The following is a 15142-nucleotide window of genomic DNA, read 5'->3' as shown; positions in this document are numbered from 1 at the left end:
TATGGTGGTTTGGTCTTAAAACTGAATAGCAGGCATACGCGAAAAAAGCGGGAAAACGCCCGTATTATTTGGTATGCCATTCAAAGTAACCTTTCGTGAATATTGCTGTTTGCAGGATACGATGAAGGTCGTATCTTTTTGCGTCCTGATGCCGCGTGATAGCAGCTTTTTAGAGGCTGCTTGTCCGTGGCATTTTTGCGTCCAAAAAACAACATTAAAGGAGCTTACAAAAAACCATGATGGATTTGAAAACCTATGGCTACACAGAAATAGAAGCAATTCCCGATGGATTATTGCCCGGCAGGGTGACGGAGCTTCGGCGCGAGCGCTTCACGGTCGTGACCGAGCGCGGCGAAGTAACGGCGGTGCTCAAAGGGGCGTTCTATCACAGCGCGGAAACGCGTGTAGACTTTCCATGCGTCGGTGATTTTGTCTTGCTGCACTACAACGAGAGCGGAGATTCTCTCATCGTTACGGTACTGCCCCGCCGCTCCAAGTTCTCACGCGTGGATTACTCAGGGCATGCCGCAGGCTATGCCAAAACCGTGCGGGAACAGGTCGTTGCAACCAACTTTGACTATGTGTTTATCCTTTCTTCTCTGAATTGGGATTTCAAGGTTACCCGCATCATACGGTACCTGACACAAGCCAGGCAGAGCGGCGCCCAGCCGGTCGTCATTCTGACCAAGGCTGATCTCGTTGAAGACTATAATCTCCCGCTCGCAGAAGTCACACAAAGCATCCCTGATGTGCCGGTTCACGCGATCTGCAGTCATACAGGCCTGGGGCTGAACGAACTCGATCCCTACTTGATGCCTGGTAAAACAGTCGTCTTTCTCGGCATGTCCGGCGTCGGTAAATCGTCTCTGCTCAATTCGTTGATGGAACAGGACGTAATGAAGGTTCAGGCGATCCGGGAGGTGGACAGCCGGGGGCGGCATACGACAACGCACCGTCAGCTGTTCATGCTCCCCTCCGGTACGATGGTCATCGATACGCCGGGTATGCGTGAGCTAGGGCTATTTAATGCCGACGAAGGCATACGCGCAAGCTTTACCGATGTGGAGGAATGGTTCCCGCAATGCCGATTTACGGATTGCCGCCATGAGGCCGAGCCGGGCTGTGCCGTTCTCGCCGCGCTTGCCGACGGTTCGTTGCCGCGTGAACGGTGGGAGCAATATGTTGCCCAGCAGCATGAAAACAAGTATGTCCAGGATAAAACGAGCTACCTCATCGACAAGAGGGTTCGAAACAAAACAATCGCCATGTGGAGCAAGCAAACGAAGAAAAACGGAGGATGGAAGAAATGAATATTACATTCGAAACGCTGATCTATGCCTTAAGCCGAAGGTTCAAGAAGGATATCATCTCTGCCGACTGGCAAACCATGCCGTTACAGGGCGGAACTGTGGGAAATGTGTCCCTGGTAACGGGGATCGCCGAAACCGCGGATGGCGAAAAATTGCCGTACCGTATCGTGCTGAAAATCCAGAAAAAATGGGAGCGTTACGGAGATCCGGGTTCATGGCGCCGGGAATATGATCTCTATGCGTCTGACTTGGGATCGACGTTCTCGGATGCTTTCCGCTGGCCGAGATGTTATCACGCCGAGATCAATGCCGAAGAAAATGAGTTCCAGCTGTGGCTGGAATATATCGATGGCGTAACTGGATTAGACTTGACCGGTGACATGTATGAACAGGCTGCGCTGGAGTTAGGACGCTATCAAGGCAAGCTGTATGCGGAGCAGCCCGCTGTGCTGCAGAGCCTGACCAACCTGAGCCATGCAGATCTCATGAAGAATACGTATCTGCATTACCGGTCATGGCCGGTCGTCTACGATTATATACGGTCGGAGGACTGCGAATTGCCGCAGCACGTGCGGCAAATGCTCATCGACATCGATGAGCACGCAGACGAGATACTCGCCCGCATCGAAAAAGCCCCTCGTGCTATGCCACCGGGACTTCTGGGTGACCAACCTGATCTATGCCGACGGGAAAATCGCGCTCATCGACTGGGACACATCCGGATGGGGTTACTTGGGAGAGGATCTCGCAAGCCTGATTGCGGATGAAGCGGATATCGATCATATGGTCGAATACTATCAGCGATGTGTCCCCGCGTATTACAAAGGCTTTTCGGAGTATGCGGATGTATCCCCTATCGCTGATCATTGCGTCTACGAGATGATCCTTCTCGTATTCGGATACAGGCTTGTGGAGTGGTATCTCCACACAGAGGACGATGACGAGAAGACGAAGCATGTCCATACGCTCCAAAAAATCTATGAAATGAAGACCAGCCCTGTGCAGGGTTGACTCTAAAAAAGAAACTCCGAGAAACCCTTGAATGGTTTTCGGAGTTTCTTTCATTACTCCCATTCGATCGTCGCCGGCGGCTTGCTCGTGATGTCGTAGACGACGCGGGGCACTCCAGTCGGTGAATCGACAGTGGAATTGACAAACGTTTACGGCGTCACATCGGAAGCTCCGAGGTACGTCATCGTTGCTGGAAACTTCCTGGATTCCTGCCGATATTTTGCTATTTTGCCTTAACCTCTTTGACTTGAGCTTCAAGGCTGTACCCCTGCAATGCTTGCGCAGCTAATCAATCTGACCGGCTGCGCGTTTTCTTCGAACATCGACCGGATCGCCGTCAGGTCTTCCGCTTCCTCCCACAACGAATATTGCGCGCTGCCCTTGCCCTGCAATCGGGAAGCCGCTAAAATAGCGACTTTCAATGGGACCATGTTCTTGTCCCTCGACAAATGTTACGCTTGTTCTGCCCAGTTAGCCGGATATGTTACATAGATAAATCGTGCATATTCTGGCACAGAAAATTGAATCTTGCTTCCTTTTGGAATCAGGATCACTTCACCTGGACCAGCTGATACCTTTGTTCCATCAATGATAACATCCAGATGTCCCTCAATCACATAATCAATTTCATCATAGTTAAGTGTCCAGTCAAAGGTTGTTTCTTTCATCTCCATGATACCGCAGCCAAGTCTTGGACTTTCCTTTAGCGAAAAAAGATCTTTACAATAGACGATATCATTAGGGTTGCCTGTATCGAGACGATCCTCTTCTGTTACTTTCATATTTGGCACTTTAACAGAAGTAATCCCTCCAGGACCTCTATGAACGTTCTGTTCAATAGCATCAGCCCCTACTTTTTCCATGATAATTTTACGAACCATCTCTTCAATCATCTTTTTATCGATACTCATGGGTGTACCCTCCTCTACTTCTTAGGTGCAGACTTTTGGAACCATTTTACTTGCAATGAGCATAGCGACCAATACAGCTGTGATACACTTTTGAACATCGATTCTGTTCTCGGCTAAAAGAGGTATGAAACAAATTTCACTACGCTATATGACTTCTTTCTCCGTAATCACAATACGCGGAACGGAAAACGATGACGCCATATTCTGGATATAAAGTTTGGATACGACAACAATTCTTCTGCCATTTCCTCATCTCCCATACCAGAGAATAAACACAAAGAGGCCTAAAGTTATACCGCTTCCTATCAAGTAGGAATGCTATAACCTTAAGCCTCTTTGCTTTAGTAAGACTACGCCTTTGTAGTCCTCTATTACATTTTAAACGCGAATGAAACTGTCTGTTGTTCCACACGCTGTAGATTCAAATTGCATGCTCCCTTTTAGTTTATCCTCTAACTAGCTATTTACAATAGATAAACCTAAACTATTTTGTGAACATTCTTCAATGTTGAATCCTTTGCCATCATCTGTTACTCCAATCGTGCAAAAGCCGTTGTTGGAACTCATAGAAATAACGAACTATTTTTTTTATTCTTCATATACTCTTTGCTTTGTCACGGTGCGGTCGATTATTTTCTTAATTTGATTGATTTTTACACGAACTTATCAGCTATTTGCTTCTGTCTGCTTCTTTGCACGAAGATATCTTCGGTACTGCACAGGATCGAACTTGTGTAATCCGTGAAAGCTAGGTCTCGTGTTAGCCTCGATAAACCATGCCTTTCCTTTCTTGTCGATCCCCATATCCAATCCGACGATTCGAAGGGGGAAACGAGAACCCAATTTACGTGCGATTTTGTAGGAAACACCGCTTAACTCTTTCAGAACTGTGGGTACGTTTAGCCGTTGGTCGGCTCCTCGAAGGACTTCCTTTATCTTTGCATCGCGAGCTCCCTTTGCCACATTCGTGACGATGGAATTGGATCTAGGCGCGACTTTGGCGCTCATCCAGGTAAGCAACCACTGGTTGGATGGTTTCTGTAGCACAATCCGCAGATCAAAAGGTTTCTTTCGATAGGTCGCTAGTGGAATCCCTTGCTGGATAATGTACTTTTTTCCGCGGTGCATTCTCTTTGCTACTTCGGATGCGATTTTTGTATTGGGGTACTTTTTGGACGATGCCTCGAATGAAACCAGGCTTTCGGAATTATTAAGCCTCTTGACCCGGATAATCCCCGTTCCTGAGGAACCTTTATCGGGTTTGATATATAATACAGGGAAGGATTTGAGCATCTTGGTAAGAGTCGCAGCATGATACCAATGGGTTTTCGGAACGTGACGAGATAGGACGTGATCCTGTGACAAGGGCTTTCCTTTTAGCATTTTGCTATTGATGAATTTATGTCTCATGTACTCACCTCCATCCTACATTATTCTAGCCCCTTTATCTGGATAACGGCTTTTGTCCATATTACGCATACATGATCAGAAAAATGGCAATGCCTTCATCGCCGTGGGGCATAGTTTCTCGTTTATTTAAAACATCAAGCTATTTTTGATCTGAGTTTTTTGTTCTCCTATGTCCCTTTTCTAAGTGCTTGAATTACTACGTCGTTCCCTTGACGGACTTCCTGAATTTTTTATTGCGTCTCTTAACATAGAGAAAACGGCTGCCTTCTTCACGGCAACCGCTTCTCGTAACTGTCGCAAATGCATTGCGGCAGGCATTGTATGTTAAAGTTCAAACGTCGGCTATTCAGTTCGGTATAACTGACCACATGCCGCATTAATGTCCGATCCGAATTGGGTTCGGACCGTAACGTTCACACCATTTATTTTCAACGTTCGAACGAACGTTTTAATCCTTTCGGAGTCAGATGGCAAGTAGCTTTGAGGCGTTACTTCAGTCGAATTGTAGGGAATTAGGTTCACGTGGTAGAGATGTTCCCAAGATCCCCTTTCCCTCAACAGAGCGGAAACCGCTTATTGATCGGCATCAGTTCGCTCCGTTGATCGTCGAACGGCGAATGCATCGAGAAGGTTAGATTGACCTGTGGAAACTCCCGCGTCAACCTATCGATTCCTGGCAACAGGCCGATGGTGGAAATCGTAATTCTTCGATGTCCTAACCTGAAAAGATGCGGGTTGGTCAAAATCGCCAGCGCATCGAAAAGGTGCGGGTTGGCGAGCGCCTCCCCCATGCCCATGAAGGACACGCTGTCCAAGGCGTGGCCGTTCAAGTGAAAGTGAAGCAATTGGTCGGTAATTTCATCGGCGGTCAGATTTCGTTTCAGGCCGATGGTACCCGTGGCGCAAAAGCGGCACCCGAACCCGCAGCCGCACTGAGTGGAAATACAATACGATTTCCACCCCTGTTTATAGGAAAGTCTTACGGCCTCTACGCGCTCGCCGCCACCGATGGCAAACAACACCTTGCTCACCTGCTGCGATGTGAATTCTTTTACCGGAATAACGCTGGAGACGTCCGGGCCAAGCGTCCGGGCCAACTCCTCACGCAAAAATTTAGGCAGTATGGTGATCCGTTCGTATTCAGCAATTTTTTGTTTGAAAATAGCGTCCATAATTTGCCCATACCGGTACGCAGGCTGTTTGAAGTCGGTCAAGATCTGCCCAATCGTTTCATATTTCGAGGTTGGTGTCATGTGTTCTCCTTACCGCCGGAGAAAGTGCAAAATAGCAACCGTCGAACGGCGCTTTAATGCGTCATTAACCAACTACGCAGGCAAAAACACGATGCGCTTGCGGACATAATCGCTACGTGCATCTGTCGATAGATTGGTAAGCCTCCGGCAACAGATTTATTTTTTTGTGAACCGGGTCAACCGGAAGGAACCGGTCCACATAATCATCTACAACCTCAACCTCAATGATCATCGTTTTCATCCTCCTAGAGTGTGTTACACTTTCAGTTCCACAATTTTTGTCGCGATATGTTTACAAAACTCGCTGTCATGCTCCACAAAAAGGATAGTCGGCGAATGCTCCAGCAGCAGTTCTTCGATTTGCATCCTGGAAATGACGTCGACAAAATTAAGCGGTTCATCCCAAACATGCAAATGAGCGCGTTCGCAGAGGCTTTTCGCGATCAGAACCTTCTTCTTCTGACCGCCGCTAAAAGAAGCGATGTCCTTTTCGAATTGCAAGCGCGAAAAATCGAGTTTTCTCAAAATCGCTTTGAATAAGCTTTCGTCAATCTCGCTGGATCTGGCGAATTCCGACAAATTGCCCCGCAACTGCGAGGTATCTTGTGAAACGCAGGAAATTTTCAACTGGCTCCCTTTTCGAAACACGCCTGAATAAGGAATCGCCTCGCCGCAAATCAGTTTGAGCAAACTGGATTTGCCTGAGCCATTCGGACCGGAAAGCACGATGCGATCCCCTTGCTCGACAGTAAAGCTGATGTCGCGGCAAACGTTCTTCTCTCCGTAATGAATCGAAATGCGGTCAAGCTCGACCAATTGGTGTTTATGATAAGTCATCTGCGATATTTTCAGGCTTTCCGAGCTATCGACGTTTCTCAGAAGCTGGGATCGTTCCTCGATCGCGGAATGCTGTCTTTGCTCGATTGATTTGGATCGCTTCATCATTTTGGCGGCCTTGTGACCGATGTATCCTTTGTCGACCTTGGAGCCGGAGTTACGCGTGCCGTTTTTCGTTTTTTCTACTTCGTGCGACCAGTTGCTCGTTCGCTTGGCCGCTTCGGACAGCCTCTTAATGTCCTTCCTCAGCTTTTCGTTCTCGGCCCGTTCGAAATTGTCCTGTCTTTGTTTATTCTCCCACCAGTCTGAAAAATTTCCGTTCTGGATTTCGATATTGGTCTTATTGATCGAAATAATGTGATCCACACAATTGTCGAGAAACGCCCGATCATGTGACACCAAAATAAAACCGCTCTTGTCGTTCAAATAATCGCTCACTAGCTTCCGAGCATGCAGATCCAGATGATTTGTCGGCTCGTCGATAAGCAAAAAGCTGTTTTCCTTCAAAAACAGGACCGCCAGCATTACCTTCGTCTGTTCTCCATTGGACAACGAGTCGAACGGCCGGTACAACACATCCTCTGATAACTTCAGCAGCGAAAATTCGCGCATGAGCTGCCAGTGCTCATAGTCCGGATAGATGTCGGCTACCACATCGAATGTATAATTTTCCTTGTGTTCGACGTGGAACGGGAAATACTCGAAGCTGACGTTAGAGGAAATCGTTCCGCTGTACTCATACTTGCCGAGCAGCAGATTGAGAAACGTAGTCTTGCCCCGGCCGTTCCTCCCCGTAAAGCCCAATTTCCAGTTGGTATCGATTTGTAAACTTACATGCTCAAAAATGTTGTCGTAACTGCCGTCATAGGCAAACGTCAGGTTCGTTACCTTGATCAATGACATTCCAGAAACCTCCTTGGTTCACAAATAAAAAAGAGCCGCAAGAAAGTTGACCTTTCTCACAGCTCAAAAAAATAAAGCAAATCCAACCCTACGCAGAGTCAGATAAGGGTATATTTTTTGAGTGAAAAGAATAAGGTAACTTTCTTGCCAATATAAAGAATAAAACAGAACAAACAGAACTTGTTTTATTCTTTAAACGTAAGCAAGAAATTTTACATTATCCTCTTCAACTCCTATCGTAAGTGTTAGCGCAATAGTAACATACCAGATATTTCATTGCAACTAACTCTTCGATTAAGACACCATTGATTTTAAGCCTTCGACTTTGCTCGATAAGCCGGCGTCTTCTCTCGACTTCCTCGTTAAACTATTCTTTTACGTAATTAATTACGATCGGCGCTGCTCGGCCCAGACAAGAACATAAATCGTTAAAGGACAAGAACATGTAGCGAAACCCGTTCCCGAAATATTCGACCTCCTAAACGACAAAAGCTGCCGGATCCGACGCCGGCAGCTTTGAACTATCGTTCCCAGTCGTATGATGAGGTCAGCCAGTTTTTACTGGTTGACCACTTTTGTTTTGGTGATGTATTTGTGTAGCCGGGGCAGAACGGTCGTTCCCCTGAGGTCTGTAACCCGACGCTAAAACTGATCGCCCCCCTACTTGCAGAAACCATGTTTAAGCTGGTTGAGACGAATAGATCTCGCATAACAAGCGTCTTCACTCTGTTTACTTTGACACAAAGTTCCCCTTTTAATTTTGGTCTAAATTAATCTATTGAGGGTAGCTTTGGCCTCTCCTCCAAGCAAGATGGTAACTTTGTGTCACAGTTACTCTAATGAGGGGGGCAACTTCTCCAACTATGAGGGTACTTTTGTGTCACTTTTAGTTATCCATGTTATTGATTGCTTCCTTCATGTCATCGTCCGTCATATGCGTACGTCTCATCATGAGGGTTCGTCTCTTCCGAATATGCGCGGCAAACGCACTTCCTCTTTTTGACTAATCCTCCTGCTTGCTTTTGTACTGGATTTTTATACTAATTGGGAGCCAACAACAATCGTTTAACAATTCTAGTTCAAACGAAGCTAAATAACCACCCGCCAATTCAATTCCGACGACTGGATGATAAAACTTGCAAGGTGTTTTGTTTTTTATCCCTGTCTCACAAACGGGGGGCACCCCGTACTGTTCTAGGACTTTTTCTACTGCGCAGCAGATTCATTTTGAGCTCCACTTAATTGGGAGTAAACTTCTAAACTGGTGAGATTTGCATCCCAAGATACAGAACCATCCTTCAAAGTGAGTCATTCAGCCCTATCTCTATGCCTTCTTCTATTTTTGATGTATTTCAAAAAAATTGTTCACTCCTTCAACAATTACGGTTGTACCAAATGAAAGGAGGAGCGTTATTATGGCTACTTTACTCATACCCTTTATTGTATTTTTAGAACGAGGTACTAGTTTTTGTGCGCAAAATCCGATCGTAGCGCCTAATGTATTAATGAAAATATCATCAATATCAAAACATCCTAAATGTGTTATCATTTGTAATATTTCAATCATAAAAATAGACACACAAAATAGAATAATAAATCGTAAAAACCGGCAAGGAAACAGTAGCGGGATTAAAATCCCATAAGGTAAAAAAGCTGCGAAGTTGGCAAAGTTAAAAAACCAACTTTGAAAGTCTCTACCTAATGGAAAATACAAAGGAATCCCATTTGGTATTAGGTTATACCAATACTCTTGGTTATTAATACGACTTGTTCTGTCAAAGGCGAAGAACAGGAAGTAGAGAATCACAACGGTATAAGCTGCTAGCAAGGTGATGGTAACCTTACGAACTTTTCCTATAAACATAAAAAATCCTCTCATTTCTATCTTCTACTCATTATTAGTCCATGATGTGTAAAAACCACCCAAATGCTACAACAAGTCTCAAATTTACGGGTTTAGTTCATTGCGACCGCTTAAACAACAGGAATCTGAAAAACCGTCGGTACGGGTTGAACCGCTCGGAATAATTAGCTTAGAGTAAGAAAAAACGCCAAGCCGGCCATGTCCGAAGGCTTGGCGTATTATTTTCGTTAAAATGTTGGCGGGAGCCCATGCTGACATTTTCATCATAGCTTGTTTCCTACGGTAACAGGAATATTTTGGTATAACAATTTCATGCTATTTGGACTGAATTGACTTAGCAATAAGCGAAGCGTATGCTTTAGCTCCTTCCGGTTGCGGGTGAACGCCGTCCTTCGCAAACCATTCAGATTTGTCTGCGCTAAGCGAGTGCCAGTCGATCAATGTGACATTGGAACGCTCCTCGGCCGCTTTGGCCAATGTTTCGTTTACTGAATCCTGCCAGTCTCGCGACACACGGGAGTTAACGAGATAGATTTGCCTATTCTCACCGATTGTATTGAGTAGTTCTTCGAGTTTTTCGGAAGAAAATGGCCCATTCGTGCCAAGCTCAATAATGACAATCTTTCCTAACTTCTCTTTCGAATCGAGTTGTGCCACGACATCCTTCGCTTCAGACATTTGCCGACTTACCTTACCATCTATGTCAATGCCGGGTATTAGTTCTTTCAGATAAGGCGCTACTCCGACCAACACGGAGTCACCAATTGCTGTAACTTCTACGGATGACTTAGAGGGGCTCTCATCCTTGGGTGTTGACTTTGTGACTTGCGAGTCGGCATTAAATGACACCGATTTTGAATTATTCAATGGTGCCGATTCAGTTTGTTTCGAATTTTCGATGGAATTTTCGCTTCCTGCCCTTGCACAAGCTACACAAATGAAGATGATCATAACGACGGAAAACAGCATAAACAAATGTTTGATCGGTTTTGATTTTTTCATATATCTAACCTCTTTCCTTAAATGGTATGTCTTCCCGTTCCGAATGGGCTCCTCTACAAATCTATAGGACAGCGCGGCTAATACAACAGTTATCATTAGTTGGGCTAGCTGGAGAATAAGATTCGGACCTACGTTTGGATCTGCAGATCCCGTTAAGACAATAATCGGATAATGCAACAAATATATGCCATAAGATCGGACTCCGATCCAGCGAAGGGGTTTCCAGGCAAGCAGTTTGCCTACTTCGCTGAACGGACTCGCCGCAGCCGCAATGACCAATGCAGATGCTACGGAGAGGACGACCATACCGCCGCGGTATAATGATTCATCGTATTTCCCGGTCTTTGTCAACATATACATCACGATACAGAGACCGACAACGCCCAAAATGTTAACCCAAGCGTTTCCCTTTCGCGAAAATGGTTCAGAAAATTTGTGGCTTGGATATATGATTGCAAGTGCTGCTCCAATCAACAGCCCAAAAGCCCTTGTATCCGTTCCGTAATAAACTCGGCTCGGGTCTGTGCCTGGCTCATACAAAAATACCATCAATGCAAACGAAACGGCTGCTCCCGCAAGAATTAGCAAAAAAAGTTTGCCGCGCGTTGGGGCAAAAGTAGAAATCACTATCATTAGAAGAAACGGCCATATCAAGTAAAATTGTTCCTCCACAGCGAGCGACCAAAGATGTCCGATAGGTGAAGGGGGACCAAAGCTTTCAAAGTAGGATACATTATGGTAAATTAAATACCAATTGTTCGTATATGTTAACGATGACCAAATATCCCCGCGAATCGAAGACAGCCTTCCTGGATCAACAATCGCAAGATAGGCGGTTAGAATGCACAGCATAAGTAGCATGGCCGGCAACAGTCTGCGCATGCGCCTCAACCAGAACTGTTTCATGTTGATTCGACCTTTTCTCTTACGCTCTTCCATCAGCAAATCCGTTATGAGGTAGCCTGAGAGTACAAAGAAGACACCTACTCCCAATAATCCCCCCGAGGCCACCCCCCAGTTAAAATGATAAGCAATTACAGCGAGAACGGCTAGAGCCCGGAGTCCATCTAGTCCCGGCATATAGCGTCGTTTGTCTTTCATAACATCTTGAGGCCTATTCGAATGAAGCTTATCCAACCTCCCCATCGTTACTGACATTTCACTTCCCCTCCCTTTTACTAAAGTAGTTTTTTATGTGGTTGGTGGGACGAGGCATTCCCCAGATACATTGTCAAAATCTCATCCACATATCGCTTATTTCCTATCACTACTGCCGCCGCTGTTTACGCTGCCCTTGTCGTCTTTCAACAGCACTTCCTGCACATAGTCACGAAGCTTCTCGTTGTTTTTCACGCCTAGGACAGAGGCGCCCCTCACTGACTTGCCGGCGAGAAGATCCATCGGTGGAATTTGCGCGGATCCGGCCATGTGGCTCTCCACACCGAGCGTAGCCAGTTTCAACATGTCGGAGATGTCCAAGTTCGTCTTGATGTAAGGCGCCACGCTTTCTAATATTTGCTTCATCCTCATGAGATTCCAACCGGACTTCAACTTATCGGCTACGGCCGAAAGCAGGTTGCGCTGCCGTTCGGTACGGTTGAAGTCGCTCATTGCGTCATGACGAAAACGCACGTATTGCAACGCTTTATCGCCATCCAACTTTTGCTGCCCCTTTTTCAAGTGAATATCGTACCGGTTGCCATCGGCTTTATCGGTATAGGTCATGTCTTTCTCAACATAGAAATCGATGCCGTCGATCGCATCAATAAGTGATTTAAATCCTTCGAAATCAGTATAGACGTAGTATTGAATGTCAAGGCCTAGCAAATCACCAATCGTTTTCATCGCAAGGTTCGGTCCGCCTAGTGCAAGCGCCGTGTTGATTCGTCCTTCGCCATGGCCTTCAATCCTGACGTAGGTATCACGCAGAATGGACAGCAGATGCGCTTTTTTCGTGACAGGATCAAAAGTTGCAAGTAACATAGAGTCGGAGCGAGCCTTCTCGTTCTCCTTTAACCCTCGATTGTCACCACCCATCAGCAGGATGTTGACTCGTTCAGTGCCTTCCCATTTGACGGGTTTCATTGACTCATCTTCCTTATACTGGCCTATCGGTATCGTGTCCTTCGGTTTATCCAAACTATCGAGTGTATTGAAGGCCCCAATGGCCTGATAGGTAAAAAGGCTGACGATGCACAGTAATAAAACGCCAATGCTGATCGAAGCGTACATCCATACCTTCTTTTTTTTAGCTCGATTATTTTGATTTCCTTTTCCAATCCCAATCATGTTGCTCCTCCTAATCATTTTCTTTTAGAAGGTGTTAAACGTTTTAGGAGCAAAATTCCATTGACCAGCCCCTCTAACGCCCCCTCCCAATGCAAAACCATCTGACCGAATGCATTGTTAATGGGTTAACTGTTGCCTTTTCACCTAATTTTCTCCTCTGAAATTGACCATAATACTCCACTGTGTTACGTAGATGCGGAAAAGGTATAGTGATTAGATAAGCGTTTATAAAAAAGCCACCCAAGGGTGAGCTGTTCTAGCAGGGTCTACGATTCTTCGATACAACGTAATATTCATCTCAGTTCAGGTTAACAACAGATTTCAAATTCCAACTTTCTCATACGCTGATCCAGAAATACTCATCCATTGGGTACCAGGCTATATCTCGGAACTCCTCCCCGTAAGACTAAAGCAAGTAGTTAGAAAGCCGCCGTCGAGAACGAACCTCCTACCTCGACGATGGTGCCGTTCGAGAGGCGCTAAACGCGCGGTCGAAGTGTCTCATCAATGACTCGAGAGGACCGTTAGGGAGCCGCGCGATCAACCACCCTGTCAGCAGCGTTGCGGCCGCGACGAGAAGGTCACCGAATGGAATCCCTCCGACACTATATTCTATCCCCACCAGTTTGAGAGACCATATCACGACGAATTGAGCCGCATACATCGTCAATGCCACGCGTCCGACTGCAGCGAAAGGCATTAACACTACAGAGGACTTCTTCGGTACGAGACATACCAGTCCAAGCACGAGGAATGCGACTCCCAGCCCAATCAGCGTCTGGAACGTCGACGCACTGTGCGGAGATGTCCAGAGAAGCATGTTCCACAGCGGCGGTTCCGTGTTGAGCGGCCAGATTGCATTCGGGTCCGGCATGGTCGGCACGGCACTGACCGTGCCTTGAAGGCCAATGAGCCACGCATCGAAGGAACGGCTCAGCCCGGGAATAACGAAAGCGCTCAGCATCTTACCGACGGCGAGCATGATACCGCCACCGCCCGCGAGTGAGAGTGCGGTACGCACCTTGGTGAGGTCAAGGCGCCCGATCGCCATACCGGTAACGAAAGCGGGAGCGAGCGCGAGCGCGGACATCGGACCGCCCGCAATATCATAAAGGAGGTACGCTCCCGATAGGGCGCTCAAACCAAGAATCATCAGCGGTGGGGCGACCACGGCCAAAACGGCTGCTGTCGTAACGAGCACACGCGTCGAACGACGAACCAGCACCAACGCCAGCACGAACATTGCCGCATAGGCGGGTAAGATCACCCCGTACGGGGTATTCAGCAGGATGAGAAGATACCCAATCACATCAATGAACACTGCTCGAGCGAGCATCCGTGCTCGGAACGCGGTCGTCTCCGTTTCTCGATCCTTCATGCGTTGCGCCATGATCGAGTAAGAAATGCCGCCACAGAGCACGAACAGCAGCGTCGTATTCCCGGAAACGATCGCAGAAATCGTTTCATTCGATGAGAAGTGCTGCAAATACATCCCTATGACCGCTAACCCCCGTGCTGCATCAAGCGCAACGAGACGTCCGGCCGTCCTCGAATTAGCCCGTGCCTTCCTTACTCCGGCAGACTCCCCGTTGGCGATGTCAACTTGCCCACCGTCCTGAAGTGGAGCCGATACATCTACGAACATCTCGTTTGATTCGCCTAAAACCGCATTGTTTTTCAGTCCGTTGTTATTTGAATCCGCTACATCCTTGATGGTTGCTCCTGTTTCATTTTCACTTCCGGACTCGTCCGACAGCTTGATACTGACTGACAATTAGCATTCCTCCTCAAAATGGTTATTTCTTTAGGTGTTCTTCAATTCCTTGCAAGTAGTGGTTGTTATGCTTATTCCACTATAACTGGCAGATGTCGCAAAAGTTTGATCAAGATGTAAACAAAATGTCACAACCGATGCGTGCGATTTTATGCCTCATAAAAACAACCTTACTCCGGTCCGAAGTCCAAGATAAGGTTGTAGGCAGGTAGAGTGTTATTGGGTTGTCGTTGAGCTTCAGGTAGCTATTGAAATTTGATGATAAATGACTGCCCGACCGAGGAATCCGTTTGTGTCATTTGTGAAGGGGAAAACAGCTTCTGTCCATGAATTAATAAACTGTTATTGTTTAGGCTCCAGTAAATATGGGTAGGTAGAATCCCTTGGTAAACCGGTAATATTTGTATGAATTTTTGCTGCGTATTTACGCAGGTTGTGTTATTCCAGAAAAGGGCCATATGTGGAGTAACAGTATGTATATATTTTAAGGAAATTAATGCATGAATCACAAATGTGTTCTTTCAATGCTCTTCCCTCATACCGAGCAGATATCTTGATTAAATATATAAAAATCAGCG

At 46.4% G+C, this 15142-nt stretch carries 9 protein-coding genes and 3 pseudogenes; 2 read left to right on the top strand and 10 right to left on the bottom strand.

Going from position 1 to position 15142, the window contains the following annotated elements:
• The first annotated feature begins 236 nt into the window (after positions 1–236).
• Entirely contained in the window at positions 237–1310 is a 1074-nt protein-coding gene (gene rsgA / locus DQX05_RS12730; RefSeq protein ID WP_119794007.1) for a ribosome small subunit-dependent GTPase A, read from the top strand.
• A pseudogene (locus tag DQX05_RS12725) lies at positions 1307–2321 on the top strand (aminoglycoside phosphotransferase family protein). The gene rsgA and the pseudogene DQX05_RS12725 overlap by 4 nt, the downstream one beginning before the upstream one ends.
• Before the next feature lie 53 nt (positions 2322–2374).
• Here DQX05_RS12725 and DQX05_RS33105 read toward each other — a convergent pair.
• From DQX05_RS33105 to DQX05_RS12670, 10 genes and pseudogenes are all read right to left on the bottom strand, one after another.
• Positions 2375–2443 (bottom strand): annotated as a pseudogene (locus DQX05_RS33105) (GMP synthase (glutamine-hydrolyzing)); the annotation flags it as partial.
• A gap of 132 nt (positions 2444–2575) precedes the next feature.
• On the bottom strand, positions 2576–2752 hold the full coding sequence (locus tag DQX05_RS32000) for a hypothetical protein (protein WP_259391954.1): 177 nt from the start codon (positions 2750–2752) through the stop codon (positions 2576–2578).
• A gap of 21 nt (positions 2753–2773) precedes the next feature.
• A complete protein-coding gene (locus tag DQX05_RS12710; RefSeq protein WP_006679466.1) occupies positions 2774–3232 on the bottom strand; it encodes a cupin domain-containing protein in 459 nt (152 codons plus the stop codon).
• Between the two features lie 666 nt (positions 3233–3898).
• Positions 3899–4642: a YheC/YheD family protein gene (locus DQX05_RS12700; RefSeq protein WP_119794006.1), complete on the bottom strand. Its 744-nt coding sequence runs from the start codon at positions 4640–4642 to the stop codon at positions 3899–3901.
• Positions 4643–4984: 342 nt separating this feature from the next.
• Positions 4985–5895: pseudogene (locus DQX05_RS12695) on the bottom strand (radical SAM protein).
• A 255-nt stretch (positions 5896–6150) separates the two neighbouring features.
• The gene (locus tag DQX05_RS12690) at positions 6151–7635 is read right to left on the bottom strand and encodes an Lsa family ABC-F type ribosomal protection protein (protein ID WP_119794005.1); all 1485 of its coding nucleotides are present in this window, start codon (positions 7633–7635) and stop codon (positions 6151–6153) included.
• A 1336-nt stretch (positions 7636–8971) separates the two neighbouring features.
• A complete protein-coding gene (locus DQX05_RS12685) occupies positions 8972–9499 on the bottom strand; it encodes a VanZ family protein (protein ID WP_119794004.1) in 528 nt (175 codons plus the stop codon).
• A gap of 315 nt (positions 9500–9814) precedes the next feature.
• Positions 9815–11659 carry an acyltransferase family protein gene (locus DQX05_RS12680; protein ID WP_119794003.1) on the bottom strand — a complete coding sequence of 615 codons (1845 nt, stop codon included), beginning with the start codon at positions 11657–11659 and terminating at the stop codon, positions 9815–9817.
• A gap of 96 nt (positions 11660–11755) precedes the next feature.
• Positions 11756–12790: an LCP family protein gene (locus DQX05_RS12675; RefSeq protein WP_119794002.1), complete on the bottom strand. Its 1035-nt coding sequence runs from the start codon at positions 12788–12790 to the stop codon at positions 11756–11758.
• Positions 12791–13238: 448 nt separating this feature from the next.
• Entirely contained in the window at positions 13239–14564 is a 1326-nt protein-coding gene (locus DQX05_RS12670; RefSeq protein WP_119794001.1) for a DUF418 domain-containing protein, read from the bottom strand.
• Positions 14565–15142 lie beyond the last annotated feature (578 nt).

Source organism: Paenibacillus thiaminolyticus (assembly GCF_003591545.1).
GTDB classification, from domain to species: Bacteria; Bacillota; Bacilli; order Paenibacillales; family Paenibacillaceae; genus Paenibacillus_B; species Paenibacillus_B thiaminolyticus_A.
This window is presented reverse-complemented; position numbering and strand designations above follow the sequence as displayed.

What these genes read in the sequence shown, in the direction of transcription:
- DQX05_RS12680 (WP_119794003.1), bottom strand. Translation starts at nt 11,659, where the DNA reads ATGTCAGTAACGATGGGGAGGTTGGATAAGCTTCATTCGAATAGGCCT.
- DQX05_RS12700 (WP_119794006.1), bottom strand. Translation starts at nt 4,642, where the DNA reads ATGAGACATAAATTCATCAATAGCAAAATGCTAAAAGGAAAGCCCTTG.
- DQX05_RS12675 (WP_119794002.1), bottom strand. Translation starts at nt 12,790, where the DNA reads ATGATTGGGATTGGAAAAGGAAATCAAAATAATCGAGCTAAAAAAAAG.
- DQX05_RS32000 (WP_259391954.1), bottom strand. Translation starts at nt 2,752, where the DNA reads ATGGTCCCATTGAAAGTCGCTATTTTAGCGGCTTCCCGATTGCAGGGC.
- DQX05_RS12685 (WP_119794004.1), bottom strand. Translation starts at nt 9,499, where the DNA reads ATGTTTATAGGAAAAGTTCGTAAGGTTACCATCACCTTGCTAGCAGCT.
- DQX05_RS12710 (WP_006679466.1), bottom strand. Translation starts at nt 3,232, where the DNA reads ATGAGTATCGATAAAAAGATGATTGAAGAGATGGTTCGTAAAATTATC.
- rsgA (WP_119794007.1), top strand. Translation starts at nt 237, where the DNA reads ATGATGGATTTGAAAACCTATGGCTACACAGAAATAGAAGCAATTCCC.
- DQX05_RS12690 (WP_119794005.1), bottom strand. Translation starts at nt 7,635, where the DNA reads ATGTCATTGATCAAGGTAACGAACCTGACGTTTGCCTATGACGGCAGT.